The organism is Embleya sp. NPDC005971, assembly GCF_040629175.1.
Taxonomy (GTDB): Bacteria; Actinomycetota; Actinomycetes; order Streptomycetales; family Streptomycetaceae; genus Embleya.
On sequence record NZ_JBEXUX010000009.1, the window covers coordinates 104,158 to 128,838 of the forward strand.

Annotated in this window: 24 protein-coding genes; 11 read left to right on the forward strand and 13 right to left on the reverse strand. The window is 72.0% G+C overall.

Annotated features, from left to right (window positions below; all coding sequences use genetic code 11):
- The first annotated feature begins 197 nt into the window (after positions 1–197).
- Positions 198–857 carry an HAD family hydrolase gene (locus tag ABZ374_RS11280; RefSeq protein ID WP_360309444.1) on the forward strand — a complete coding sequence of 220 codons (660 nt, stop codon included), beginning with the start codon at positions 198–200 and terminating at the stop codon, positions 855–857.
- A gap of 78 nt (positions 858–935) precedes the next feature.
- Here ABZ374_RS11280 and ABZ374_RS11285 read toward each other — a convergent pair whose 3' ends face one another.
- Together ABZ374_RS11285 and ABZ374_RS11290 are read right to left on the reverse strand one after the other, a co-directional pair.
- On the reverse strand, positions 936–2,528 hold the full coding sequence (locus ABZ374_RS11285) for an amidohydrolase (protein WP_360309446.1): 1,593 nt from the start codon (positions 2,526–2,528) through the stop codon (positions 936–938).
- Positions 2,525–4,090: an APC family permease gene (locus tag ABZ374_RS11290; protein ID WP_360309448.1), complete on the reverse strand. Its 1,566-nt coding sequence runs from the start codon at positions 4,088–4,090 to the stop codon at positions 2,525–2,527. Before ABZ374_RS11290 ends, ABZ374_RS11285 begins: the two co-directional genes overlap by 4 nt.
- Positions 4,091–4,243: 153 nt before the next feature.
- On the opposite strand from ABZ374_RS11290, the gene ABZ374_RS11295 reads away from it, so the two are divergent.
- The 4 genes from ABZ374_RS11295 to ABZ374_RS11310 all read left to right on the forward strand — a co-directional run bounded on the left by ABZ374_RS11295 (position 4,244) and on the right by ABZ374_RS11310 (position 8,772).
- A complete protein-coding gene (locus tag ABZ374_RS11295) occupies positions 4,244–4,861 on the forward strand; it encodes a TetR/AcrR family transcriptional regulator C-terminal domain-containing protein (RefSeq protein WP_360309450.1) in 618 nt (205 codons plus the stop codon).
- 126 nt (positions 4,862–4,987) lie between these two features.
- Positions 4,988–5,836, forward strand: coding sequence for an urease subunit gamma (ureA, locus tag ABZ374_RS11300; RefSeq protein WP_360309452.1), 849 nt, complete (start codon positions 4,988–4,990; stop codon positions 5,834–5,836).
- A gap of 20 nt (positions 5,837–5,856) precedes the next feature.
- Positions 5,857–7,530: an urease subunit alpha gene (locus ABZ374_RS11305; RefSeq protein ID WP_360309597.1), complete on the forward strand. Its 1,674-nt coding sequence runs from the start codon at positions 5,857–5,859 to the stop codon at positions 7,528–7,530.
- Positions 7,531–7,737: 207 nt separating this feature from the next.
- Positions 7,738–8,772, forward strand: a complete 1,035-nt coding sequence (locus ABZ374_RS11310; protein WP_360309454.1) for an agmatine deiminase family protein — start codon at positions 7,738–7,740, stop codon at positions 8,770–8,772.
- A 42-nt stretch (positions 8,773–8,814) separates the two neighbouring features.
- Here the strand turns inward: ABZ374_RS11310 and ABZ374_RS11315 are convergent, their stop codons facing one another.
- From ABZ374_RS11315 to ABZ374_RS11325, 3 genes are all read right to left on the reverse strand, one after another.
- Positions 8,815–9,594, reverse strand: coding sequence for an SHOCT domain-containing protein (locus ABZ374_RS11315; protein ID WP_360309456.1), 780 nt, complete (start codon positions 9,592–9,594; stop codon positions 8,815–8,817).
- A gap of 41 nt (positions 9,595–9,635) precedes the next feature.
- Positions 9,636–10,148, reverse strand: a complete 513-nt coding sequence (locus ABZ374_RS11320) for a hypothetical protein (RefSeq protein ID WP_360309458.1) — start codon at positions 10,146–10,148, stop codon at positions 9,636–9,638.
- Between the two features lie 301 nt (positions 10,149–10,449).
- Positions 10,450–10,770, reverse strand: coding sequence for a 4a-hydroxytetrahydrobiopterin dehydratase (locus tag ABZ374_RS11325; RefSeq protein ID WP_360309460.1), 321 nt, complete (start codon positions 10,768–10,770; stop codon positions 10,450–10,452).
- 134 nt (positions 10,771–10,904) lie between these two features.
- Between ABZ374_RS11325 and ABZ374_RS11330 the strand changes: the two genes are divergently transcribed.
- Positions 10,905–11,618, forward strand: coding sequence for a TetR/AcrR family transcriptional regulator (locus tag ABZ374_RS11330; protein ID WP_360309462.1), 714 nt, complete (start codon positions 10,905–10,907; stop codon positions 11,616–11,618).
- Positions 11,619–11,669: 51 nt separating this feature from the next.
- Positions 11,670–12,359, forward strand: coding sequence for a hypothetical protein (locus ABZ374_RS11335; protein ID WP_360309464.1), 690 nt, complete (start codon positions 11,670–11,672; stop codon positions 12,357–12,359).
- Between the two features lie 30 nt (positions 12,360–12,389).
- Here the strand turns inward: ABZ374_RS11335 and ABZ374_RS11340 are convergent, their stop codons facing one another.
- From ABZ374_RS11340 to ABZ374_RS11370, 7 genes are all read right to left on the reverse strand, one after another.
- Entirely contained in the window at positions 12,390–13,850 is a 1,461-nt protein-coding gene (locus tag ABZ374_RS11340; RefSeq protein ID WP_360309466.1) for a TerD family protein, read from the reverse strand.
- A 126-nt stretch (positions 13,851–13,976) separates the two neighbouring features.
- Complete coding sequence (locus tag ABZ374_RS11345) at positions 13,977–14,627, reverse strand: response regulator transcription factor (protein ID WP_360309468.1); 651 nt, start codon at positions 14,625–14,627, stop codon at positions 13,977–13,979.
- Positions 14,624–15,760 (reverse strand): histidine kinase, encoded by a 1,137-nt coding sequence (locus tag ABZ374_RS11350; RefSeq protein ID WP_360309470.1) that lies wholly within the window; start codon positions 15,758–15,760, stop codon positions 14,624–14,626. Before ABZ374_RS11350 ends, ABZ374_RS11345 begins: the two co-directional genes overlap by 4 nt.
- Before the next feature lie 112 nt (positions 15,761–15,872).
- Positions 15,873–18,437: an FtsX-like permease family protein gene (locus ABZ374_RS11355; RefSeq protein ID WP_360309472.1), complete on the reverse strand. Its 2,565-nt coding sequence runs from the start codon at positions 18,435–18,437 to the stop codon at positions 15,873–15,875.
- 9 nt (positions 18,438–18,446) lie between these two features.
- Positions 18,447–19,283, reverse strand: coding sequence for an ABC transporter ATP-binding protein (locus ABZ374_RS11360; RefSeq protein WP_360309474.1), 837 nt, complete (start codon positions 19,281–19,283; stop codon positions 18,447–18,449).
- A gap of 190 nt (positions 19,284–19,473) precedes the next feature.
- Positions 19,474–19,794: a multidrug efflux SMR transporter gene (locus tag ABZ374_RS11365; RefSeq protein WP_360309476.1), complete on the reverse strand. Its 321-nt coding sequence runs from the start codon at positions 19,792–19,794 to the stop codon at positions 19,474–19,476.
- Positions 19,794–20,453 carry an NAD(P)H-dependent oxidoreductase gene (locus ABZ374_RS11370; protein ID WP_360309478.1) on the reverse strand — a complete coding sequence of 220 codons (660 nt, stop codon included), beginning with the start codon at positions 20,451–20,453 and terminating at the stop codon, positions 19,794–19,796. The genes ABZ374_RS11365 and ABZ374_RS11370 overlap by 1 nt, the downstream gene beginning before the upstream one ends.
- A gap of 100 nt (positions 20,454–20,553) precedes the next feature.
- On the opposite strand from ABZ374_RS11370, the gene ABZ374_RS11375 reads away from it, so the two are divergent.
- Positions 20,554–21,186: a TetR/AcrR family transcriptional regulator gene (locus ABZ374_RS11375; protein WP_360309480.1), complete on the forward strand. Its 633-nt coding sequence runs from the start codon at positions 20,554–20,556 to the stop codon at positions 21,184–21,186.
- Between the two features lie 41 nt (positions 21,187–21,227).
- A complete protein-coding gene (locus ABZ374_RS11380) occupies positions 21,228–22,433 on the forward strand; it encodes an RNA ligase (protein WP_360309482.1) in 1,206 nt (401 codons plus the stop codon).
- 36 nt (positions 22,434–22,469) lie between these two features.
- Here the strand turns inward: ABZ374_RS11380 and ABZ374_RS11385 are convergent, their stop codons facing one another.
- The gene (locus ABZ374_RS11385) at positions 22,470–22,805 is read right to left on the reverse strand and encodes a glyoxalase superfamily protein (RefSeq protein WP_360309483.1); all 336 of its coding nucleotides are present in this window, start codon (positions 22,803–22,805) and stop codon (positions 22,470–22,472) included.
- 133 nt (positions 22,806–22,938) lie between these two features.
- Here ABZ374_RS11385 and ABZ374_RS11390 point away from each other — a divergent pair, with 133 nt between their 5' ends.
- Together ABZ374_RS11390 and ABZ374_RS11395 are read left to right on the forward strand one after the other, a co-directional pair.
- Positions 22,939–24,318: an NADP-dependent succinic semialdehyde dehydrogenase gene (locus ABZ374_RS11390; protein ID WP_360309484.1), complete on the forward strand. Its 1,380-nt coding sequence runs from the start codon at positions 22,939–22,941 to the stop codon at positions 24,316–24,318.
- Positions 24,319–24,336: 18 nt separating this feature from the next.
- On the forward strand, positions 24,337–24,675 hold the full coding sequence (locus tag ABZ374_RS11395) for a YkvA family protein (RefSeq protein WP_360309485.1): 339 nt from the start codon (positions 24,337–24,339) through the stop codon (positions 24,673–24,675).
- Positions 24,676–24,681 lie beyond the last annotated feature (6 nt).

Genomic DNA, 24,681 nt, shown 5'->3' on the forward strand with positions numbered 1-24,681 from the left:
AGGCGCTGAACGGCTCGGGGTCGGGGCGTTCGAGCCGCCGAGGGCGTCGCCGAGCCGGACGGCGACCTCCTCGGCCGGCGCGTACGGGGTGACGTCGGTTCGAGGCGGCGACGCCGAGGCGTGCGCGCCACGTAGGCGGCGGCGCCCCGCTCGGGCGGGACCCGCTCCGGAAACCGGGGCCTCGTAGGCTGCCGGGTATGACGCTGACCGGGTTCGATCTGGTGATCTTCGATTGTGACGGCGTGCTCGTGGACAGCGAGCGGATCGCGGTGCGGGTGGACGCGCAGGTGTTCGGCGCGTTGGGCTGTGCGTTCACCGAGGCCGAGATCCTGGAACGGTTCGTCGGTTGCTCGCGCGAGCAGCACACGGCGCTGGTCGAGGCGCGTCTGGGCCGCCGGCTGGACCCGGACTGGCACGAGGAGTTCCGGCACCTGTACCGGGCTGCCTTCGACGCCGAACTCACCGCCGTGGACGGCATCGTCGCGGCGTTGGCCGAGGTGCCCCGGCCGTGGTGCGTCGCCTCGAACAGTTCGCGTGAGGCGGTCGAGCGCAACCTGAGGTTGGTCGGGCTGCACCGGCACTTCGAGGGCCGGGTGTTCAGCGCGAACGACGTGGCGCAGGGCAAGCCGGCGCCGGATCTGTTCCTGCACGCGGCCCGGGAGATGGGCGTCGATCCGGCCCGGTGCGCGGTGGTCGAGGACAGCGCCTACGGGGTGCGGGCGGCGCGGGCCGCCGGAATGCGGGCGTTCGGCTACATCGGCGGACTGACCACGGCGGAGCGGTTGGCGGATTCGGGCGCGGTGTTGTTCGACGACATGCGCGCCCTGCCGGAACTGCTGCGGGCGGCGGGGGCCTGAGCCCACGCCGGGACCGCTCGGACCTCCCCGAGCCCGCGCCGGGGCCGCGCCGAGAGGCGACGCGGTCCCGGCGGGTGGTCAGGTCCGATGCACGATCCGTCCCGCCACCACCGTCGCGGTGACCGGCAGTTCCGGCAGGTCGTCCGGCGCGCAGGTGAGCGGATCGCCGCCGAACACGGTCAGGTCGGCCCGGTAGCCCACCGCGATCCGACCGGCCACCGTTTCCCGGCCCACCGAGTAGGCCGCCTCCGTGGTGTATCCGGCCAGTGCCCGCCGGGCCGAGATGCCGGCCGAGGCGCCGTACGCCGCGCGGTCGATCTCGCCCGCCGGGCGCCGTAGTTGCGCGCCGGCCAGGGTGCGCCGCGGGTCGAACGCGGCGACCGGCCAGTCCGAACCGAGCGCGACGTGGCCCCCGGCGGCCAGGATGTCCGCGTAGCGCCAGGCCCGTTCCGCCCGCTCCGGGCCGACCCGCCGGGACCAGTTGTCCGAGCCGTCGGGCAACGACCAGTCCATGTGGGTCGGCTGCATCGAGGCGACCACGTCGAGCGCGGCGAACCGCGGCACCTCGGCGTCGGCGAGCACCTCGGCGTGCTCGACCCGGTGCCGGGTGCCCGGCGGCGCACCGTGTTCGGCGTATACGTCCAGCGTCCGGGCCACCGCCCGGTCGCCGATCGCGTGGGTCCAGGCGGGCAACCCGGCGCGGCCGGCGATCGCGACCGCCTCGGCGTACCGGTCGAAGTCCTTCCACTGCGAGTGGTGCGACTGGCCGCAGCAGTCCGGCTCGTGCAGCCAGGCGCCGCCGCCGTCGATCGCGCCGTCGGCGAAGAACTTGACCGCGGCGAGTTCGACCGGCCCGTCCAGGGAGCGCAGTTCGAGGATGCGCTCGGCGAGGTCGTCCACGTTGCCGGCCGGGCACCACGGGGCCAGGTGCACCCGCATGCTCAGCCGGCGCTCGTCGGTCAGCCCGGTCAGGGTGTCGACGGTGCGCGGCGCGTCGTCCGGGATGTGTATGCCGGTGATCCCACACCGGTTCTGCTCGGCGAACAACGCCTCGACCCGGGACAGGAGTTCGGCGCGCGGCATCGGCGGTACCGCCCGATAGCCCAGGAGGCACGCGGTCATCTCGTGCAACTCGCCGGTGGGGCCGCGCTCGTCGCAGACGATCTCGCTGTGGTCGGCGAACTCGCGCGGCCCGGTCAGCCCGGCGATCCGCAGCGCCGCCGTGCTCAGCAGCGCGGTGTGGCTGTCCGACATCCACACGAACGCCGGTCGCCCGCCCACGGCGGCGTCGATCAGGTCACGGTGCATGGTGTGGCCGGCGAACGCCGCGTACTCGCCACCGAATCCGATCACCCAGTCGTTGTCCCCGCACGGTGCGGCCTGCTCGGCGAGTCGGCGCAACACCTCGTCCAGGGTGACCGCGCCGACCAGGTCGGCGCCGCGGGTGGTGTCCGCGCCCATCACCGGGTGTTGGTGACAGTCGGTCAGCCCCGGGGTGACGGTGTCCCCGTTCGCCTCGATCACCTCGGTGCGCGGCCCGATCAGTGCCCGGGCGTCGGCGCCGAGCGCGACGATCCGCCCGTTGCGTGCGGCGATCGCGTCGGTGTCGGGTCGGTCTTCATCCATCGTCACCACGTGTGCGTCCAGCACGACGAGGTCGGCGGGCTTCATGCGTTGCTCCCTTGTGGAACCGAGGTCGGTGTGTCGGCGCCGCGATCGCCGAAACTCTCGCTCACCCGCACCTTGTCCTGCGGGCGGGCGAACAGCAGGTACAACACGCCGGTGGCGACCACCACCACGATGCCCAGCACGGCGGCCCAGACCTGGTAGGCGGGTGCGCCGGGCGGGGCGAGGATCTTGCGCGGCCAGGCGATGTTGACGAATTCGAAGGCCAGCCAGGCCACCGCGAGCACGTTCAGCGGGGTGCCCCAGCGGCCGAACCGGACCAGGCCGCCGGGCGTCCAGGTACCGCGCAGCCGGGCGATCAGCGCGGCGAGCGCGATCAGCAGGAACTGGAGATACATCGCGGCGCTGCCGAAGGTGATCAGGCTGCCGATCGCGGCGCTGTTCAGGGCCGGCAGCAGGGCCAGGCAACTGATCGCGGCGGTGATCACCAGGGCGCCGACGGGTGCCTGTCGCTGGCTCACCACGCGCAGCGCGCGCGAGCCGGGCAATACGCCGTCCCGGGAGACCGAGTAGACCGAGCGGGCGGCGGCGGCCTGCGAGGCGAGCGCGCACGCGATGAACGCGATGATCACCACGACCACGAAGGGCTTGGCCGACCACGAGCCGAACGAGTTCACCACGGCGGTGGTGACCGGGTCGAGGTCCTCGCCGGCGACCACCCTGGCCGGGTCGGGGTGGGCCAACTCGGCGGCGACCGCGTTCAGCACGACCAGTCCGCCGACGCTGATCAGCGTCCACCAGATCGCCTTGGGCACCTGCCGGGCCGCGTCCTTGGTCTCCTCGGACGAGGACACGCACGCGTCGAAGCCGAAGAACGCCCAGCCGCCGACCGCGAGCGCGGCCGGCAGGGCGGAGAAGGTCGAGCCCCCGGAGAGTGCCTCGGCGCCCATCGTGTCGGTGAGGATGCCGAAGCCGTTCTCCCGGAAGACCAACAGCAGCGCCAGCCCCACCCCGAGCGAGGCCAGCGCCTCGGCCGCGATGCCGGCCGCGAGCACCCAGCGCAGCACGTCGATGCCGAACGCGTTGATCGCGGTACAACACATCAGGAAGATCGCGGCCACCACGACGATCCGCCCCGGCGTGGGCTCGGCGTCGAACAGCGCGAAGAACCACGGTGCGCCCAGATAGACGATCGTGGTGTTGGCGAACACGACCGCGCACATGCCCACCCACCCGGCGAGCCAGGCATACGTGGGGCCGACCAGGCGGCGGGCCCACTGGTAGGCGCCGCCGGCGATCGGGTACTGCGAGGCCAGCTCGGAGTACACGCACATCAGCAGCGCCTGGCCGAGCAGGCAGATCGGCAACACCCACACCCAGGCCGGGCCGGCGATGGTGGTGCCCACCTGCGCGACGGCGTACAGGCCCACGACGGGGGAGACGGTCGCAAAGCCGATGGCGAGGTTGCCCAGCACGCCGAGGCTGCGCTTGAGCTCCTGTTCGTAGCCCAACTCGCCGAGTTGTTCGGCGTCGTGATCGACCGGCCGGCTCGATGCGGGCGGCACCGACGCGGCGGGCGTCGGTGGGCGAGAAGTGCCGTGGTTCATCGGGACCTCGCAACGGGGATGTTAAAACTTACTTAGTTAGTTTGAGGACCTTAACCGCCGGCCGGGTGCGGGGGAAGAGGTGACTTCGAGCTAGGTTGGCAACGCAGAGTGACCGACGGCGGTGCTCGCGAACGGCACAGAGGTGAACGCACGATGGGTCGACCCAGCCGCCCCAAGCTCGACCGCGAACTGATCGCCAGGGCCGCGGTCGAGCTGGTGGACGAGAAGGGCATGGGCGCGCTGACCATGCGGGCGCTGGCCGGTCGGCTGGACGTCCGAGGGCCCTCGCTCTACAACCACGTGGCGTCCAAGGAGGAACTGCTCGACGCGATCACCGTGGTGATAACCCGGGAGATCGATCGGGCGCCGCTGGACGACCCCGACTGGCGGGTCGGCATCGCCGCGTTCGCGCGAGGGTACCGGGCGGCCTACCTGCGTCACCCCGAGGCGCTGCCGGTGATCGCCCGCCGGCCGGTGTCCACCGAGCAGGCGCTGTCCGCGTACGACGCCACCGCCCGCACCCTGGTCCGGATCGGGCTGAGCCCGGCCGAGGCGGCGGAGGTGTCCGCGGCGCTGGACTACCTCGTGGTCGGGTCGGTGATCGAGACCTATGTCGAGGGCTTCGCCCGGCCGGTCGAGGACTACCGGGCCGAATATCCCTCGCTCGCCGACTCACTGGCCGCGAGCGACCCGAAGACGCTGGACGAGCGCGGTTTCGAGGTCGGCCTGCGGCTGCTCCTGGACGGCCTGGCGGTGCGCCTGGCCCGCTGAGCGACTCGCTCCAACGGGCTTCGGCGCGGCGTGAGAGCGGGTCGGCCGACACCTCGCGAGAGCGTTGACAGGCGGTATTGAATGGCGTTCAATGCGGTTTGAACGTCATTCAATACGGAGGTGCGCATGCGGCTGACGCCCACCGAGCGGGACCGGTTGCTGATCTTCACAGCCGCCGAGCTGGCCCGCGCGCGGCGTGCCCGGGGGCTGCTCCTGAATGTGCCCGAGGCCGCCGCGCTGATCGCGGACACCGTGTGCGAGGCGGCTCGGGACGGGGCCCGGTTGGCCGACGCGATCGACGCCGGGCGCTCGGTGCTCAAGGTGATCGACGTACTGCCCGGTGTCGTGGACGTGCTGGCCGACGTCAAGGTCGAGGCGGTCTTCGACGACGCGACCCGGCTGGCGGTGGTGACCGACCCGTTCCGCTCCGGCGAGGGTCTGCCGGTGGGCGAGGGCGAGGTGCACTGCCACGGACACGGTTCGCGCTCCGGCGCGGTCGCGGCGCCGGTGTCCGGTCCCGGCTCGCTGGGCGACGACGCGCCGGGCGCGGTGATCCCGGGCGGACCGGCGGTGGATCCGTACGCGGACGCCGACCTGGTGTCGGTCGCGGTGACCAATACCTCCGAGGTGCCGATCAGCGTCACGTCGCACTTCCACTTCTTCGAGACCAACCCGCGGCTGCGCTTCGACCGGGCGATCGGCTACGGGCGTCGGCCGGCCGTCCCGGCCGGCTCCACCGTGCGCTTCGACCCGGGGGAGACGGTCGAGGTGCGGTTGGTGCCGATCGGCGGGGCGCGGGTGGCGATCGGTTTCGCCGGCCTGGTGGACGGGCCGCTGGACGCGCCGGGCGCGCTGGAGGAGGCACTGCGCAAGGCGCACGCGTGCGGCTATCTGGGGGCCGAGCCGAGTGGGACGCCGGTCGCCGGCGACGGGGCGTCGGATGCGGGCAACGGCCGGGAAGGCGGCGGTCGGTGAGCGGCGGCGGTGACCAGGTGATGGATCCGCGCGACTACGCGTCCACGTACGGTCCCAGGGCCGGCGACCGGATGCGGCTCGGCGATTCGGGGCTGGTGATCGAGATCGAGCACGACTCGGCGCTGCCCGGCGACGAGTTCCTCGCCGGCTTCGGCAAAACCGCTCGGGACGGCCTGCACCTGAAGGCGATCCCGGTGCGCGACACGTGCGACGTGGTGATCTCCAACGTCGTGGTGATCGACGCGATCCAGGGCATCCGCAAGGTCTCGATCGGCATCCGCGAGGGCCGGATCGCCTCGATCGGCCGCGCGGGCAACCCCGATACGCAGGACGGCGTCGAGGTGGTGGTCGGCACCGGGACCACGATCGTCAGCGGCGAGGGGCTGATCGCCACCGCCGGCGCCATCGACACCCACGTGCACCTGTTGTCGCCGCGAGTCATGGAGGCGTCGCTGGCCTCCGGGGTGACCACGATCGTCGGCCAGGAGTTCGGCCCGGTGTGGGGGGTCGGGGTGAACTCGCCCTGGGCGCTGCGGCACGCGTTCTCCGCGTTCGACGCGTGGCCGGTCAACATCGCCTTCCTGGCCCGGGGTTCGTCCTCGGGACGGGGGCCGCTGGACGAGGCGCTGATCGAGGGCGGCGCGTCCGGCTTCAAGGTGCACGAGGACATGGGCGCGCACACCCGGGCCCTGGACACCGCGCTGCGGGTGGCCGAAGACCACGACGTACAGGTCGCGTTGCACACCGACGGCCTCAACGAGTGCCTGTCCGTGGACGACACGCTGTCCGTACTGGAGGGGCGGACCATCCACGCGTACCACATCGAGGGATGTGGTGGCGGGCACGTGCCGAACGTGATGCGGATGGCCGGGGTGGCCAACGTGATCGGCTCCTCGACCAACCCCACGCTGCCGTTCGGCCGCGACGCCCTGGGCGAACACTTCGGCATGATCGTGTCCGCGCACGGCCTCAAGACCGACCTGCCGGGCGACGCCGCGATGGCGCGCGACCGGATCCGGGCGGGCACGATGGGCGCCGAGGACGTGCTGCACGACCTCGGGGTCATCCCGATCACCTCCTCCGACGCCCAGGGCATGGGCCGCGCGGGCGAGACCGTGCGGCGCACCTTCGCGATGGCCGGGAAGATGAAGCTCGAACGCGGTGCCGAGCACGAACGGCACGACAACGAACGGGTCAAGCGCTACATCGCCAAGCTGACCGTCAACCCGGCGATCGCGCACGGCCTGGCGCACGAGGTCGGCTCGATCGAGGTCGGCAAGATGGCCGACCTGGTGTTGTGGCACCCGCAGTGGTTCGGCGCCAAGCCGCAACTGGTGCTCAAGAGCGGATTCCCGGCCTACGGCGTGGTGGGCGACCCGAACGCGTCCACCGACAACTGCGAACCACTGGTCCTGGGCCCGCAGTTCGGCGCCCACGGCGCGGCGCCGGCGGAACTGTCGGTGGCCTTCACGTCGCAGGCGGCGGCAGCCGGCGGCGGCGACCTGATGCCGACCCGGCGCCGCCGGGTGGGCGTACGCGGCACCCGGGGGATCGGTCCGGCGGCGATGATCCACAACAACCGACTGGCGGAGGTCCGAGTCGCCGCCGACACGGGGGCGGTGACGATGGACGGCGAACCGGTCATGTCGCAGGCCGCGGAATCGGTGTCGTTGAACCGGCTGTACTTCCTCTAGGGCGCCGTGCTTCGCGGGTCCGTGTTCCGCCGATCCGGGTGCTACCGGCCCGTGCTCCTACCGGCCCGTGCTCCTCCGATCCGCGTTCTGCGGGTCCGTGCTTCACGGGTCCGTGCTTCGCCGATCCGTGCCTTGCGGGTCGTGCTCCAAAGATCCGTGCTCCAGAGATTCGTTGCTCTGGACAGTTGAGTCCGAAGGAATTTCGAGATGACGAACACCCCGGCCGCAGACGGCTTTTCGATGCCCGCCGAGTGGGCTCCGCACGAGCGCACCTGGATGGCCTGGCCCAGCCGCAACGAGACCTTCGCCGAGGAGGATCTGCACACCGCGCGGACCGCGTGGGGTCGGGTGGCCGAGACGATCGCCCGCTACGAGCCGGTGACGATGATCACCGACATCGGCGAGTCGGACACCGTGGCGCGGTACGTCGGCCGGCCGCTCGCCGTGTCGGAGCGCCCGCTCGACGACGCGTGGATGCGCGACATCGGCCCGACGTTCCTGACCGGCGGGCCGGGCGAACTGGCCGCCGCCGACTGGATCTTCAACGGCTGGGGCGCCCAGGAGTGGGCCTCGTGGGAGCACGACCGGGACATCGCCGAGCAGGTGATCGAGGCCGCGGGCGCCCGGCGCTACACCTCGCGGATGGTCAACGAGGGCGGCGGCATCCATGTCGACGGCGAGGGCACGGTGTTGATCACCGAGACCGTGCAACTCGACGAGGGCCGCAATCCCGGGTGGACCCGGGAGCAGGTCGAGGACGAGCTGAAGGCGTTCCTCGGGGTGCGCAAGGTGATCTGGCTGCCGCGCGGACTGACCCGCGACTACGGGATGTACGGCACCCGGGGCCACATCGACATCGTCGCGTCGTTCGCCCGCCCGGGACTGGTCCTGGCCCACGTGCAGCCCGATCCGGCGCACCCGGACCACGAGGTGGGCAAGGAGAATGTGGCGCTGCTGCGGGCCTCCACCGACGCGCACGGCCGAGCGCTCGAAGTGGTGGAGATCCCGGCGCCGACCGTGCTCGAAGCACACGACGACTGGGTCGACTTCAGCTACATCAACCACTACGTCGCCAACGGCGCGGTGATCCTGTGCGCCTTCGACGACCCGCGCGACGAGGAGAACGCCGCGACCTTCGGCAAGCTCTTCCCCGGCCGCGCGATCGAACTCGTGGACGCCCGCGACATCTTCGCCAACGGCGGCGGCATCCACTGCATCACCCAGCAGCAGCCGAAGGTGTGAGGGCTCGCGGGGCGGGTGCGGGTGCCGTGGGGCCGCGGGCGATCACCCGCCGTGCAGGATGCGCGCCTTCGCGGTGGCGAATTCGTCGTCGGTGAGCGCACCGGTGGCGTGCAGGTGGGCCAGGGTGGCCAGATCCTCGACGGTGGAGTGCGGTACGGCGTCCGACGTTTCCTCGTCGGCGAGGGTGATCGCCTGGATCGAGGGGTCGTCGGGGACGTAGCGGATCCGGGCCGCGGCGCCCAGGCGCGGTCGGGCGTACCGGGGGCGGTATTCGGTGTGCGTGGCGTGCGCGGACGTGCCGTCGGCCCGGCGGAAGTCGATCTCCAGGCGGAAGGGTTGGGCCTCGTTCGCCGTCCACCCCTCGGACGGCCGACTCACCTCGACCACCAGCCCCGACACCTCCACCGCCTCGTCGCGCAGCCGCGCCTCGACGGCCGCCGCGGCCCGAGCACGCTCCCGAGAATGGACCCGCTCGCGGAGCACCCATCGGGTCGCGGCGGCGGCGACGAGCAGCAGCGCACCGGCGATCGCGAGCAGCCAGTGGGGAGCGGGGCCGATGCCGGCCCAGGCGCCCAGCAGGGTGGCGGCGAGGGTGACGGGAATCAGCACGCCCAGCGGGACGGATGCCTCGGTGATCGGGGAGACCGTGCCGGCGATCACCAGTACCAGGAGCAGCGCGGTGAATTCGAGCGCCCACAGGCCGGGGGACCCGTCGAATCCGGAGCCGAGCAGGGCACCGAGCGGGCCGGCGACGAACAGCGGTGTCAGCCACCCGATCCAGTGGGCGCGCACGCTGTGGCCGGCGGGCGCTTCGATGGTCATGGGCGGGTCCTGGCGTCCGTCGGCGAATGCGGGATGACGACTCAGTGCCGGTCGGCGGGTGGGCCGACGGCGAGCGACTCGGCCGGCTTCGCGGTGTCGGCGGCCGTCGGGGCGTGGCGGGGTGCCGGGCCACGTTCGCTCGTGCCGAAGGCGGCGAGGGTGAGCAGCAGGACGACGAGGGCGACGGTGGTCGCCGTGGGGACGTACCAGCCGGCGTCGGCGGCGGGTTCGGTGAACGCGGCCAGGACGGCGACGGTGCCCGCGAACAGCAGGGCGCCGGCGAACGCGGGCAGGCCGCGCCGGCCGGCGGTGGCCGCGACCGCGCCGGCCACCAGCGCGAGCAGCAGCACCAGGCCGGCCAGCCCGATCAGGGAGGGGCCGAAGTCGTCGCCCGTGCAGCCGCGTTGCCCGAAGTCGTCGCACGAACCCTGGGCGGCGGCGCGGATCGCGTACGTCCCGATCAGCCAACCGGCCGACCCGGCGCCGGCGATCGGAAGAAGCCAGCCGCGAAGGGTGGCCGAAACGGGGTGGGACGCCGATGCGTCGGTGCTCATGCCCGGAGGCTAGGCGGCGTGCGGGTCGCCCGGATGAACGCCCAGAAAGCACCGAGTGAAGCCTGTGTGGCCCGGCGGGCAGGCGGCGGGGCGGGTGGGCGCGTGGGCGCGGGCGGGCCGGGGCGTCCCGGGCGTGCGGGGGCGGCACCCGCGTGCTGCGGGCCGGGCGTCGAAGCGGGACGGCGCCGGTGTGGAACCGAGGGGCTGCCCCTCGGGACGGGTGCTTCGACGTCGGGCGGCCGGATGTGGTGATGCCACGGCCGGAGGCTTCGCCGGCGGCGGGGTCGGCTCGGGGCCGGGCCTAGCTCCGTGAGGTGACGTTCTCGGCGCCGTGGGCTGCGGCGAAGGAGGCTACTCGGGTGGCGAACTCGACGTCGGTGGCGGTGATCCGGTCGCCCGCGTCGTGGGTGGTCAGGGCGAACGACAGGGTGCCGTAGAGGATGGTGATCCGGGCGTGGTGGTTCGCCTGGTCCTCGGCTGCGGCGACGGTCGCGTAGAACGCGGGGACGTCGGCTCGGGCGCACTTGTAGGTCGCGGTGAGTTCGCCGTCGGTGACCCGCCAGCCCGGGAGGTCGGCGAGGGCCTTGGTCAGTTCGGCGTCGGTGAGCGGCTGGGATGCCACGGTGGGTCCTCTCGTCGAGGTGGACGCTGCCTCTCGCCAGTATGGGGCCGCCGGTTCGCCGGGCGCGGTATTGAACGACGTTCTAACATGGCGGAAGGCGAGGTCCGCCGTCGAACGAACCAGGGGTGCTGAGCATGGCGGGGACACGGCGCAAGCGGTTGGAACAGCCCAGGGAGGTGGTGCTCCAGGCGGCGATGGACGCGATCGCCGAGCACGGACTGGGCCGACTGACCATGGCGGGCCTGGGCAAGCGGATCGGGATCAGCGGCGGTCACGTCGCGTACTACTTCGGGTCCAAGGAACAACTCCTGGTGGAGACGCTGCGCTGGAGCGAGCAGGGATTCGCGCAGCGCCGCCGGGCGCTGCTGACCGCCGTCGGCGTGTCGCTCGCCGAGCGGCTCGCCGGCTACATCGACCTCTACCTGCCCGACGAGCGAGCGGACTCGCGGTGGACGTTGTGGCTGGAGGTGTGGACGCGGTCGCCGGCCGATCCGGAGGTATTGGCCGCGAGCGCGGAGATCGAGGGCCCGTGGATGGCGGACCTGCGCGCGCTGATCGCGCCGCATCCGGATCCGGACGGATATGTACTGCGGCTGCACGCGTTGCTGGACGGGCTGGCCACCCGGATCGTGATCGGTGCGCCCGGTCCGTCCCGAGCGGAGATGGCGCGGCAGGCGACCGAGTTCGCGGTGCGCGAGGCGCTGGTGGCCGGGACTGGGCCGGGGTTCGCGAGTGCGATCGCGGAGGGCGGGGGCGGGGCCGGGGAGGCGGCTGCGAATTCGGGTTCGGACGCGGATTCGGGTGCGGGTGCGGGACCGGACTCGGGTGTGAACCACACGAACCGGTGATCCGGGGGTGAATTGCCCCCGTTTCGCGGGCCTCGGCCGCATCGTGGGGGCATGAAGTGGTGGCGGAACCCGAGGCAGCGGCTCGCGTTGATCTGTGCGGTGGCCGCGGCGCTGGTGATCGTGGGGCTGATCAACCGGGACCGCAAGGACGACACCCGGTCGACGGCGGCCGACGGCGCGCGGGTCGCCGCCACGGCGCCGGCACCCACCGGTCCGGTATCGGCGGCGCCGCAGACCCGGCGGGCCAAGCCCGCACCGGTGCCGAAGAACGTACTGCCGGACCTGGTCGGGGTCGACCTGCAACAGGCGTGGGACGGCGCCCGCCGGGCCGGCTACCGATCCGTCACCTCGCACGACGCGAGTGGGCGCGGCCGACGGCAGTTCGTTTTCAGCAATTGGCACGTGTGCGATCAGACTCCCGAGTCGGGCCCGCTGGCCAAGGAACTCCCGGTCGACCTGGGCGTGGTCCGGCACGACGAGAAGTGCCCGGCCGGTGCCGTGCCGACCCGGGCGCCCAAGGTGGTCGACGGACGCATGCCCGGCCTGGTCGGCCGCAGCGTCACCGTGGTCCGCCGGGCGCTGCGCGGCGACGCGCACGTCAAGACCGAGGACCTGGGCGGGAGTCGGCTCGTGCTGATCGAGACGCACTGGATCGTCTGCACCCAGCGCCCAGCCGAGGGGCAACCCGTCGCGGACCCGGTGACCGTGGGCGTGGTCAAGTACGGCGAACGCTGCCCGTGACCGCGCCCGGCTCGACGCCGCCCCGTCGAGTCAGCCGTCGAGCGCCTCACGGGCCGGGTCCACCAGCTTGCGCACGGTGCGGCCGTCGGCGAAGCGGCCGAGTGCCGTCATCGACCAGACGGGACCCTCGCGCACCAGCTTGCACATCAGCACGCCGGTGCGCGGTTCGGTGGCGGACAGGTCGAAGCGCACCAACTCGGCGTCGGTGGTGTCGTCGACCAGGCGACAGAAGGCGCGGGAGACCTCGGTGAACTTCTGCCCCAGGAACGAGTTGACGGTGAACACGAGCCCGGTGACCTGCGGTGGCAACGCGTCCAGCCGGACCACGATCGACTCGTCGTCGCCCTCGCCCTCACCGGTGAGATTGTCGCCGGAGTGCACGATCGCGCCGTTGAGGCCGGACAGCTTCATGAACCAGACGGTGACGACCTTCTTGCCCTGCGCGTCGAACGCGATACAGGACGCGTCGAGGTCGATGCTGCTGCCGGCCTTGGCCGGGTCCCAGCCCAGGCCCATCCGGATCCGGGTCAACGGCGGGGCGCCGGTCTTGACCAGCGAGACCGACTGGTCCTTGCGCAGGCTGACCCGGCCCTTGTCGAGGTTGATCGCTCCACCGGTGTGGGTGCCGCCGACCGGCAGCGGGACGGTGGCCGCCACCGTCGGAGCAGGAGCAGGAGCGGGAGTCGGGGCCGACACCGGGGCCGGCGGAGGCGGTGGCGTCGGCTCCGCAGGCGCGGTGGGCTGCACGGTCACCGGGCGTCGTGGCACCGGCGGCGGGATCGGCGCGGGCCTGGGTGGTTCGTGCGGGAGCAGCGGCGCGACGGGGACCGGCGGCGGCTCATCGGGCGCCGGGGCCTGCGGGCGCGCCGGAGCCGGAGTCGGCACGGTCTGTGCGGGCGTCTCCGGACGCTCCTGTCGCGTGGGCCCGCCCGACGGTGCCGGCGGCGTGCCCGGGCGGCCGGTCGGCGGGGTCGGTTCGTCGTCGACCGCGACGCCGAAGTCGGTGGCGATGCCCGCGAGTCCGTTGGCGTAGCCCTGGCCGACCGCGCGCACCTTCCACGCGCCGCCGCGCCGGTACAACTCCAGCATCGCCAGCGCGGTTTCCCGACCCAGTCCGTGCGGGGTGAAGGTGACCAGCGCTTCGCCGGTGGCATCGCGCACGGTCGCGGTCGGCGGCGCCGTTCCGCCGAAGGTGGCCGGTGTGCCGGGGCCCTCGTCCAGGCTCAGCGTCACCACGATGGTCTGGACGTCCGCCGGCACCGCCGCGGTGTCCACCTGCACGGCGGCCGGTCGGCCCGGTGCGCCCGCGCGCAGTCGCACGCCGGGCCCGGTCGGCTGGTTGTAGAAGACGAAGTCGGCGTCCGTGCGCACCTTTCCGGATGCGGCGAGCAGCAGCGCCGAGACGTCCACGGGCGCCTCGGCGGCGACCTCCACCAGTACGGCAGCCACCGCCAACGGGCAGTTGCCGCCCTTCGTGAGCGTCACCGACATGCGCACCCCTTCGGTTCACGGATCCGACCGGGGTCGGACGCCTCCGAGGTTACCGAGCACGCGCCGCCGTCGCACCGAGGCCCGCGGTCCGCACCGCCGCCGCCCGGTGGCTCGTCCGCACTCGGGTCAGCGGCGGATCAGGCCCGCGTCGTAGGCCAGTAGGCCCGCCTGGGTGCGGTTCGCGCACTCCAGTTTGGTGAGCATGCGGGAGACGTAACTCTTGACGGTGGTCTCGCTCAGGAACAGTCGGTCGGCGGTCTGCGCGTTGGACAACCCCTCGCCGATGCAGGTGAGTACCTCGATCTCGCGCTCGGTCAACGACGCGACGGCCAGTACGGCGCGCTCGCGGGCCGCGTTGCGTCCCGAGGACGCGGTGACCAGGTCGCGGGTCACCGCCGGAGACAGCACGGTGTGTCCGTCCATCGCGACCCGAACCAGACCGATCAGATCCTCCGGCGGGGTGTCCTTGAGCAGGAACCCGGCCGCGCCCGCGTGCAACACGCGCAGGATGTACTGCTCCAGACCGAACGTGGTCAGCACGATCACCCGAGGCGCGTTCGGCAGGTCGACGATCTGTTCGATCGCGGTCAGCCCGTCCACTCCCGGCATGTGCAGGTCCATCAGCACCAGGTCGGGCCGATGGCGCAGGACCGACTCGACCGCCTCCGCGCCGTCGTACGCCTCGCCGATCACCTCGATGTCGTCGGCCACGCCGAGAATCGTGCGCAGGTGCGCGCACACCATACGTTCGTCGTCGACGAGCAGGACGCGGATCATGCGGGGTCTCCGGATTTCGTGGTCGATGCGCCGGCCGGTAGTACGGCGAGCAGTTCGTAGCCGCCGTCGGGCAGCGGGCCGGTACGCAGCGTGCCGGCCACCAGTTCGACCCGCTTGCGCAGACCGAGCAGGCCGCTGCCACCAGTGCCCAGGGCGACGTCGGCGACCCGGGTGGGAGCCGAGTTTCGCACGGTGATCTGCACCTCGTCGCCCACGTAGTGCAGTCGTACGTCCACCACCGCGCCCGGCGCGTGTTTGTGCACGTTGGTCAATGCCTCCTGGACGACTCGATAGGCGGCCCGACCGACCACCGGCGAGGTGGCGTACGGCTCGCCCAGGGTGAGTACGTCGACGGATACGCCCGCCGAGCGCGAGTCGGCCACCAGATCGGACACGTCGAGCACCGCGCGCGGCGCGGCCACCACCGAACCCATCTGCTGCTCCGACCGGGTGACCGCGACCAGAGTGCGCAATTCCTCCAGCGCCTTGCAGCCCACCAGGCGCAGTTCCTCCGCCGTCGCGCGCACGTCCTCCTCCCGGGCCCGGGTGCGCAGGGCACCCGCCTGGAGCACCATCAGGCTGACCCGATGGGTGATCACGTCGTGCATCTCGCCCGCGATCCGGGCCCGTTCCTCCATCCGCACCTGCTCGAAGAGCAACTCGCGTTCGCGCTCGGCCCGATCGAGGCGATCCAGGCGCAATCGGCGGCGCACGGCGACATAGAGGCCGAGCAGCGCCGGCACCAGCGCCACGCCGGCGCCGCCGACGATGCTCGGCGCGTCCGGGTGGTTCCACGGTTGGGCGACCGTCAGCACCAGGGCGGCGATCAGTGCGACCGCGCGCCGCCGGTCCTCCAGGTAGGCCCCGGCGGCGTAGGCCGCGAAGAAGAGCGCGTGGGTGGGAAACAGCAGGGACACGGCACAGATCGCCACCCCCGAGCCGAACGGCGCGCGCCGGCGATCGAGCAGCAGCCCGCCCGCCAGCACCGCGCTCACCTGGTGCGTGTACGGCCAGTCGACCAGACCCGGGTCCCGCCCCATGCGCAGGGCCAGGCCCAGCGCGACGGCGATCGCCGAGACCAGTACGTCGAACCCGAACGAGCGGCGGGTCGCCGACCAGGCACGGAAGCTCACCCGGCCACGGTAGCCGGGCCCGGACCCCGGCCGCCGCAGCAGCGACGGTGCGCCGGCGAGGGACGCCGGCGCACCGTCGGATCGGGCGGCGGTGTCGATCATCGAAGGGTGGTCATTCCGTGGAGATCGCGGCCAGTACGTTCATCCGCGAGGCCCGCAGGGCCGGCAGCAGGGCGGCGAGCAGGCCCACCACGCCCGCGCCGACGACGACCTCGGCGATGGTCAGCCACGGGATGGTCAACACATCGAGGCCCTGCGATGCCAACATGCGCTGCGCCGCGACCCCCCAGCCCACCCCGAGGGCGAGCCCGAGCACCGCGCCGAACACCGCGATCACCGCCGATTCCAGCCGGATCATCCGCCGCAGTTGTACGCGCGACATGCCGATCGCCCGGAGCAGTCCGATCTCGCGCGTGCGCTCGATCACCGACAGGGCCAGCGTATTCACCACACCCAGGATGGCGATGATGATCGCGAGCCCGAGCAGGCCGTAGACCATTTGCAACACCAGGTTGGTCTGGTCCTGCACGGTCTGCTTGTAGTCCGCCTGATCGCGCAGTTGCACCTGCGGGAAGGGCTTGAGCGCGTTGTCCAGGGCCGCCCGCACCTGCGAACTCTTGGACCCGTCGGCGGTGTTGGCCATGATCACCGAGTCGAGCAGCTCCGGGACCAGCTTGCTCAGCGTCTCCAGGCCGACCATGCCGCCGCCGGCGGTGGCCAGCCCGATGCCCTCGTCGTCGATCACCGCGCCGATCCGCAGCTCCGCACTCCTGCCGTTGGGCGTGCGCAGCGTCACCGTGCCGCCGATGCCGAGGTGACGACCCTTCACATAGGACTTGGGCAGCGTGATCCGGCCCGCGGCCAGCCCGTCGGCGGCGTTGCCGGCGGTGTACTTCTGCTTCAACATCCCGTCGATGCCCGGGTCGGCGCCGGTCACCGAGATGGTCTCGGCCGACCCGTTGAAGACGACCTTCGCCTCGGTCTCGCGTTGGCGCACCACGTCGCGTACGCCGGGCACCTTGCGCACCGTCTCCGCCACGTTCGGGGCGAAGTTGAGCCCGCCGGTGCTCTCCAGGGTGAAGTCGGCGCCCAGACGCTGGTCGATCTGCTTGCCCACCGAGTCCTTCATCGACGTGGCCACCACCGACAGCGAGGCGACCAGCGCGACGCCGATCATCAGTGCGGCGGCCGTGGCGCCGGTGCGACGCGGGTTGCGCAGCGCGTTTTCCCGGCTGAGCCGGCCGACCGTGCCGAACAGGCGCGGGAACGTGCCCGCGAGCCACGGGATCACCAGGCGGGCCAGCACCGGTCCGAGCACGATGAACCCGACCAGCGTGCCGCCCAGGCCGCCGCCCAGGGCCAACCCGTGCGCCGGGTCCAGCTTGGTCGCGGACGCGCCGGTCGCCAGCCCGATCGCGCCGAGCACGGTGACCACACCGCCGCCGATCGCCCGGCCGCGCAGCGACTTCGCCGGCGGCGCGCCCGCCTCGCGCAGCGCGGCCATCGGGCTCACCCGGGCCGCCCGGCGAGCGGGCAGATAGGCGGCGACCACGGTGACCAGCACGCCCACCGCGTAGGCGATGATCGGTGTCGCGGGTTTGATCTCCAGCGGGGTGCCCTTGAGGTCGACGCCGACCGCGCTCATCAGCGTCAACAGCCCCTGCCCGAGCCCGAATCCGCCGAGCAGGCCCAGCGTGGAGCCGACCACCGCGAGCAGCAGCGCCTCCACGAGCACCGAGCGGTTCACATCGGCCCGACTGGCTCCGATCGCGCGCATCAGCCCCAGTTCGCGGGTGCGTTGGGCGACGAGCATGGAGAAGGTGTTGAAGATCAGGAAGGTGCCCACCAGCAGCGAGACGCCGGCGAAGCCGAGCAGCGCGTACTTGATCACATTGAGCGCCTGGCCCAGGTCGGCGGAGGCGGCGTCGGCCTCCTCCTCCCGGGTCTTGAGCTCGAAGCCCGCGCCGAGCTTGGCCGCGACCCGGGCCTTGAGCTCCTTCTGGTCGACGCCCGGCTGCGCGGTGAGCGACACCGAGGTGACCACGCCGGGCTTGCCCAGCAGTCGGGCCCGGGCCGCGGTGCCGTCCAGGAACAGCAGGGTCACGCCCGGGTTGATGGTCTTGTAGTCGGCCAGCCCGACCACGGTCGGAGCGAATGTGCCCGGCGCGGCGATCACCTGCACCCTGTCGCCGATCCGGACCTTGTTGTGGTCGGCCGCGTCGCTGTCCAGCACGACCTCGTCGGGCCCCTGTGGTGCGCGGCCCTTGCCGAGCCTGACCGGGGACTGCTTGTTCGGGAACCAGTCGGCCGCCTGCACCTGTGGCTCCGAGGTCAGGCCGACCTTCTTGCCCTTGCCGTCGACGACGATCACGTTGGTGACCACGACGTCGGGATGCGCGTCGGCGACGCCGGGCACCGCGCGCGCGGTGGCCACGGCGCTCTCGGGCACCGTCGGCTGCTGGCCGGTGCGGCCGAGCCGGTCCTCGCGGAACTCGGACTTGGGCTTGACCGTCACGTCGGCCGCGGCGGTGCGGGAGAGGTCGTGGAAGGTCTTGCTGATCGTGTCGGTGAACATCAGGGTGCCCGCCACGAACGCGACCGACAACAGGATCGCGAGTGCGGACAGGACCATTCTCGCCTTGTGCGCGAGGAAGCTGCGGAACGTGGCCTTCAACATGGCGCCGCCTCAGCTCGTCGCGCGGGCGAAGCGCTGCATGCGCGCCAGCACCGTGTCCGCGGTCGGCGACAACATCTCGTCCACGACCCTGCCGTCGGCCAGGAACAGCACCCGGTCCGCGTAGGACGCCGCATTGGGGTCGTGGGTGACCATCACGATGGTCTGGCCCAGGTCGTAGACACTGCTGCGGAGGAAACCGAGCACCTCGGCGCCGGAGCGCGAGTCGAGGTTGCCGGTCGGTTCGTCGCCGAAGATGATCTGCGGCTTGCTCGCCAGCGCCCGGGCACACGCCACACGCTGCTGCTGACCGCCGGAGAGCTCGCTGGGCCGGTGCTTGAGCCGGTCGCGCAGACCGACCGTGTCGATCACGGTGTCCAGCCAGGCCGGGTCCGGCTTGACCCCCGCGATGTCCATCGGGAGCGTGATGTTCTCCAGTGCGGTCAGGGTCGGCAGCAGGTTGAACGCCTGGAAGATGAAACCGATCTTGTCCCGCCGCAGTCGGGTCAGTTCCTTGTCCTTGAGCCCGGTGATCTCGGTGTCGGCGATCCAGCTCTGCCCGGAGGTGACCGAGTCCAGGCCCGCGAGGCAGTGCATGAGGGTGGACTTGCCGGATCCGGACGGGCCCATGATCGCGGTGAACCGACCGCGGCCGATCTCCACGTCGACCGAGTCCAGCGCGATGACCCGGGTCTCACCCTCGCCGTAGCACTTGGTCAGCCCTCGGGAAGCGGCCGCGCTGCCCTTGGCCCGATCGTCGTGATCGATGCGCCGGTATTCGTCCGGCGCGGCGGGCCGGGTCGCCGGGGGAGTCGTGGTCGGGGGGCGCCGGCGGTTTCCGGGAGGCATGCGGTGTGCTCCTTGACTGGGGGTCCTGACACCTCCTCAGCCTCCGGTCCGGGCGGGTGGGCTCGATAGCCGCGAACGTGCCCAGCGCTGTCACTAAAGTTGCATCCTGTTTGCCCTTTGTTGCCGGCCCGTCGCGCGTCGATTCGGCCGGCGTACGTTGCCGGGCCCGCCGCGTCGTCGGGCCCTCCCCTCACGCCGTCGAGGTCAGCCGGGCCAGCACCAGTCCGCCCACGATCAGCGCGAGCGCCGCGATCCGGCCCGCGCTCAGCGCGTCGTGCTGGAACGTGATGCCCAGCGTGATCGCGCCGACCGTGCCGATCCCGGTGAACGCCGCGTAGGCCGTACCCACCGGCAGATCGCGCATGGCCAGTGACAGCAGGTACACCGCCGTCGCCCCGAGCACGACGCAGATCGCGGTCGGCAGCGGTTTGCTGAACCCCTCGGTGGGCTTGATGCTCTGCGACCACACCACCTCGACGAGGCCCGCGCCGAGCAGGATCAACCAGGCCATCAGTACGCCTCCACGAGTGAGCGCCCCAGCTCCGCGGCGCGGCCGAGCGCCTGCGCGTGCGAGGACACGTGCTGCTCCCGGCGCTCGGCGAGCCCGGGGTCCACGAGTGTGTTGGTCAGTTCGGTACCGAGCACGATCGCGTCCGAGATCGCGTAGTGCCCGGTGAAGAAGTCGACGAGGTAGCGCGTCTGGTGGTCGAACGGCGCCCGGGGCGTGCCCGGCAGGTACGAGCCGCCGCGCGCCGAGGCCACCACGAAGCGGCGCGGCGCCAGCGACATCTTCGGGAAGGTGACCTGGTCGATCCAGCTCTTGAGCTGCGCGGGCACGCCGAAGTTGTACATCGGCGCGCCGATCAACACGACGTCCGCGGCGACCAGTTCGGCCAACAGCGGTTCGACCGTGTCCCACGCCTTGCGCTGCTCGGGCGTGCGGACCGCGCGCGGGTAGTCGGCGATCTCGGTGATCCCCTCGCGCAGCATCGTGTCGCAGATCTCGGTCCAGGGCTGGTCGATCGGTGGCACGGGACGGGCGGTGAGGTCGCGGTGGGTGTACTCGGCGTCCGGCCGCGCGGTGCGCCACGCGTCGGCGAAGGCCGCGCCCAGGGTCCGGGAGAAGGAGTCGGCGCGGGCGCTGGAGTCGAGGTGCAGAAGGTGCGGCATGGGTGCTCCCGAAGATTAAGTGGACGTGGTGTCCGCTTTCCTGGGAGGACCGTAACAGCTAAGTGGACAGCATGTCCACTTGCTGGTTAGGGTGGGGAACATGACGAAACGCACCGACTTGCTCACGGGCCTCCCGGTCGCCGAAGACGGTGCGGCGCGACCGCGGGAGCGCGCCGACGCGGCCCGGAACCGGGCCCGGGTGCTGGCCGCCGCCGAGGAACTGTTCGCGGCCGGCGACCCGGCCGAGGTCACGATGGAGGACATCGCCAAGGCCGCGGGCATCGGCCGCGGCACGCTGTATCGCCGCTACCCGGACCGGGCCTCGATCGCCCGTGCCCTGCTGGACGAACACGAGCGCGCGCTGCAACACGAAATCCTGCGCGGCGCGCCCCCGTTGGGCCCGGACGAAGACGATCCGGCGGAGCGCCTGACGGCCTTCTACGCGGCGATGGTCGACCTGCTGGAGCGACACGTACACCTGCTCCTGGGCGCGGAGACCGGCAGCGCGCGCTACCGCACCGGCGCCTACGGCTTCTGGTACACGCACGTGCGCGTCCTGACAGCGGATCACCCGGACCCCGAGGCACTCGCGGACACACTGCTCGCCCCGCTGGCCCCGGAGATCTACCGCCGACAGCGCGAACAGGACATCTCCCCCGACCGCATCAAGAACGCCCTGGCAACCCTGGCCCGGGGCGTACTGACGGGCGGCGGAGCGAAGCCCCCCGAATAATCGGCCGACCCGACGGCGGCCCGTCGCTACGCTGCCGTCGCATGATCGAATACGGCGCGTGCGATGACCTGTTCCCGCACGACGACCTCGTGCGGGCCCTCGACCTCGGCCTGGTCGTCCGCCGCTCGCACCCCGAACTCCCGTTGTCCATCTACACCTACACCCGCACCTGCGTGTTCGAGCGGCGCTGGACTCCGGTGACCCTGCGCTGCCGCGGGCTGATCCTGGAGGACACGACCGGGCGCGTCGTCGGTCCCGCGCTGCCCAAGTTCTTCGGCCACACCGAGCACGAACTCGGCAAGGCGTACGCGCCGTCGCTGCCCGACGACGGGTTCGAGGTCTTCGACAAGGAGGACGGCTCGCTGGGTCTGGTCTTCCACTACGCCGGTCGGTGGCGGGCCGCGTCCAAGGGGACCTTCACGTCCCGCCAGGCCGGCTGGGCGCAGGCATGGCTGGACGAGCGGGCCGGCGAAACGCTCGATCCCGAGGTCGGCTACGTCACCGAGATCATCCACCCGGACAACCGCATCGTCGTGGACAACGGCGCGGAGCACACCCTGGTGTTGCTCGCCGTGGTGGGCCGGGACGGCGTCGAGCAGCCGTTGGCCGCGCATGCCGATACCTGGATCCGGATGGGCGGCCGGGTGGTTCGCTCGTGGCCGGCCGCCTCGTTGGCCGAGGTGGTGCGCGCGGCGCGGGACAATCGTCGGCTCGACGGGGTGCCGGTCGACGGTATGGCGGCCGAGGGTTGGGTGTTGCGCCACGCCTCCGGGCTGCGGGTCAAGGTCAAGCTCGCGGACTACGTGCGGTTGCATCGCATCCTCACCGGGGTGAGCGAACGCGACATCTGGCGCTACCTGGGCATGCAGCGCTTCGCCGACCGCGACCCCGGTCCGGTCGCCTACGCGCTGTCCTGTGCGACATCGGAGGTGACCGAGCAGACCGTCCCCTTCGACGCGCTTCTCGACCTGGTGCCCGACGAGTTCGACGCATGGGTGCGCTCCGTCGCGAACCGGCTGACGCGGGAGGCCGAAGCCGTCGAGACGGCCACCCGGACGGCGTTCACGGCGGCGGCCCACCTCCTTGACGACCGCGCCGCGTTCGCCCGGGCAGCGGCGTCGCACCAGGATGTGCGGGTCAGGGCAGGCATGTTCCAACTCCGCGACGGTCGCCCTGTCGACCTCCCGATCTGGCGCTCCCTCAAGCCGGGCCCGACGCCACCGTTCCGCCCGGACGAGGACGGCTGAGGATCGAGGATCCCGTGCGATCGGTCGATCGGCGCCTCACCCCTCGCCGGGCACCCCCATCCGCAGCCGATTCCCGTCCGGGTCCGTCAAGTGCACCTCCCGGCCCCAAGGCGCTTCCTCGACCGCCACGCCGAACTCCCGGGCCGGCCCGTCGACGTCCGCCACCCGCAGATACACCAACGTGTCCGGCCGCGCGTCGCCCGTGTGTTCGCTCAGGAACAGCCGCACATCGCCCCGGGCGATGGACACGAACGCCGGGAAGCCCGGCTCGAACCGATGTTCCCACTCGCGGACGAAGCCCAGCCGCGTGTACCAGGCGACGGAAGCGGGGGCGTCGGCCACGCGCAGGATCGGGATCGCTTCTTCCTTCATGGCGCGGATGGTCCCAGGCGGCGCCGACACCCGAACCCTTGTGTCAGCGGGCGCCGTGCGGGTAACGGGGTCGGCGGGGTGCACCGATCGATGCCCGCACCCGCCGCAGGCACCTGCCGTATCTGGAGGACCCATGGCCATCGCGTCCGTCAATCCGGCCACCGGAGAGACGATCGAGGAGTTCGCCGAACTGAGCGAACCCGAGATCGAGGCCCGGATCGCCCGGTCCGACGAGGTGTTCCGGGCGCACCGGCGGGACTCCTACGAGGTCCGTGCCAAGGCGATGCGCCGAGCCGCCGACCTGCTCGACGCGGACCGGGCCGAGGTCGCGGCGACGATGACGGCGGAGATGGGCAAGACGCTCGCCGCCGCCGAGGCCGAGGTGGCCAAGTGCGCCCGGTTGTGTCGGTTCTACGCCGATCGGGCGGCGGCCTTCCTGGCCGACGAGCCGGCCGACGCGCAGGCGGTCGGCGCGCGCAAGGCGTACGTGCGGTACGAGCCGCTCGGTCCGGTGCTGGCCGTGATGCCGTGGAACTTCCCGCTGTGGCAGGCGATGCGGTTCGCCGCGCCCGCGTTGATGGCGGGCAATACCGGGCTGCTCAAGCACGCGTCGAACGTGCCGCGGACCGCGCTGTACCTGGGCGACTTGTTCACCCGGGCGGGTTTTCCCGAAGGGGCCTTCCAGGCGCTGTTGATCGGGTCCGCGCGGGTCGAGCGGGTCTTGAGCGATCCGCGCGTGGTGGCCGCCACGCTGACCGGCAGCGAGGGCGCCGGGCGTTCGATCGCCGCGATCGCCGGCCGCGAGCTGAAGAAGACCGTGCTCGAACTGGGCGGCTCGGACCCCTTCCTGGTGTTGCCCTCCGCCGACGTCGAGGCCGCCGCCAAGGTCGCCACCACCGCCCGCACCCAGAACAACGGGCAGAGCTGCATCGCGGCCAAACGCTTCATCGTGCACACCGACGTCTACGACGCGTTCGCCGCGGCGTTCACCGCGAACATGGCCGCGCTCCGGGTCGGCGACCCGACCGCCGAGGGCACCGACATCGGCCCGCTCGCCCAGGAACAGGGCCTGCGCGACGTCACCGAACAGGTCGAGGACGCCCGGGCCAAGGGGGCCCGGATCCTGTGCGGTGGCGAGCGACCCGCAGGCCCCGGCTGGTACTACCCGCCGACCGTGGTCGCCGAGCTGACCCCGGAGATGCGGATGTACCGCGAGGAGGTGTTCGGCCCGGTCGCCGGCCTGTACCGGGTCGCCGACCTGGACGCGGCGATCGAGCTGGCCAACGCGACGCCGTTCGGCCTGGGGGCCAACGCCTGGACCGACGACGAGGCCGAACAGCAGCGCTGCGCGGCCGAGTTGGAGGCCGGCGCGGTATTCCTCAACGGCATGGTCACCTCGCACCCCGAACTGCCCTTCGGCGGCGTCAAGACCAGCGGCTACGGCCGCGAACTCGCCCGACCGGGCATCCGCGAGTTCTGCAATGCCAAGACGGTCTGGGTGGGCGGCGGCTGACGGGGCAGACGTCCCGACGTGGACACCCGGCTTTGGATCCTGATCGGCGTCGCGGCGCTCGTGTTCGTGGTGACGCTGGTGATCGTGGTCGTCCTGGTCCGCAGGTTGTGGCGGACCTGGCGGCTGGTGCGCGGCCCGGACGCGAGCACGCGCGACCGGGCGTTGTTCCTGGGCGCGCTGATCTACGCGATCAGCCCGGTGGATCTGCTGCCCGACCCGATCCTGATCGACGACATCGTGGTGCTGCTGTACGCACTGCGCGAACTCGGCTCGGCCGGCGGCGTGCGTACCGGCGTCCGTGCGGGCGTGCGGCACGGCGCGGGCGCGCTCGCCCGCACCCGGCCGCCGCGGAGCTGACCCACC

Bases quoted from the DNA above. Each gene is read 5' to 3' on its own strand.
- ABZ374_RS11280 (WP_360309444.1), top strand. From the start codon at position 198: ATGACGCTGACCGGGTTCGATCTGGTGATCTTCGATTGTGACGGCGTG.
- ABZ374_RS11285 (WP_360309446.1), bottom strand. From the start codon at position 2,528: ATGAAGCCCGCCGACCTCGTCGTGCTGGACGCACACGTGGTGACGATG.
- ABZ374_RS11290 (WP_360309448.1), bottom strand. From the start codon at position 4,090: ATGAACCACGGCACTTCTCGCCCACCGACGCCCGCCGCGTCGGTGCCG.
- ABZ374_RS11295 (WP_360309450.1), top strand. From the start codon at position 4,244: ATGGGTCGACCCAGCCGCCCCAAGCTCGACCGCGAACTGATCGCCAGG.
- ureA (WP_360309452.1), top strand. From the start codon at position 4,988: ATGCGGCTGACGCCCACCGAGCGGGACCGGTTGCTGATCTTCACAGCC.
- ABZ374_RS11305 (WP_360309597.1), top strand. From the start codon at position 5,857: ATGGATCCGCGCGACTACGCGTCCACGTACGGTCCCAGGGCCGGCGAC.
- ABZ374_RS11310 (WP_360309454.1), top strand. From the start codon at position 7,738: ATGACGAACACCCCGGCCGCAGACGGCTTTTCGATGCCCGCCGAGTGG.
- ABZ374_RS11315 (WP_360309456.1), bottom strand. From the start codon at position 9,594: ATGACCATCGAAGCGCCCGCCGGCCACAGCGTGCGCGCCCACTGGATC.
- ABZ374_RS11320 (WP_360309458.1), bottom strand. From the start codon at position 10,148: ATGAGCACCGACGCATCGGCGTCCCACCCCGTTTCGGCCACCCTTCGC.
- ABZ374_RS11330 (WP_360309462.1), top strand. From the start codon at position 10,905: ATGGCGGGGACACGGCGCAAGCGGTTGGAACAGCCCAGGGAGGTGGTG.
- ABZ374_RS11335 (WP_360309464.1), top strand. From the start codon at position 11,670: ATGAAGTGGTGGCGGAACCCGAGGCAGCGGCTCGCGTTGATCTGTGCG.
- ABZ374_RS11340 (WP_360309466.1), bottom strand. From the start codon at position 13,850: ATGTCGGTGACGCTCACGAAGGGCGGCAACTGCCCGTTGGCGGTGGCT.
- ABZ374_RS11345 (WP_360309468.1), bottom strand. From the start codon at position 14,627: ATGATCCGCGTCCTGCTCGTCGACGACGAACGTATGGTGTGCGCGCAC.
- ABZ374_RS11355 (WP_360309472.1), bottom strand. From the start codon at position 18,437: ATGTTGAAGGCCACGTTCCGCAGCTTCCTCGCGCACAAGGCGAGAATG.
- ABZ374_RS11360 (WP_360309474.1), bottom strand. From the start codon at position 19,283: ATGCCTCCCGGAAACCGCCGGCGCCCCCCGACCACGACTCCCCCGGCG.
- ABZ374_RS11365 (WP_360309476.1), bottom strand. From the start codon at position 19,794: ATGGCCTGGTTGATCCTGCTCGGCGCGGGCCTCGTCGAGGTGGTGTGG.
- ABZ374_RS11370 (WP_360309478.1), bottom strand. From the start codon at position 20,453: ATGCCGCACCTTCTGCACCTCGACTCCAGCGCCCGCGCCGACTCCTTC.
- ABZ374_RS11375 (WP_360309480.1), top strand. From the start codon at position 20,554: ATGACGAAACGCACCGACTTGCTCACGGGCCTCCCGGTCGCCGAAGAC.
- ABZ374_RS11380 (WP_360309482.1), top strand. From the start codon at position 21,228: ATGATCGAATACGGCGCGTGCGATGACCTGTTCCCGCACGACGACCTC.
- ABZ374_RS11385 (WP_360309483.1), bottom strand. From the start codon at position 22,805: ATGAAGGAAGAAGCGATCCCGATCCTGCGCGTGGCCGACGCCCCCGCT.
- ABZ374_RS11390 (WP_360309484.1), top strand. From the start codon at position 22,939: ATGGCCATCGCGTCCGTCAATCCGGCCACCGGAGAGACGATCGAGGAG.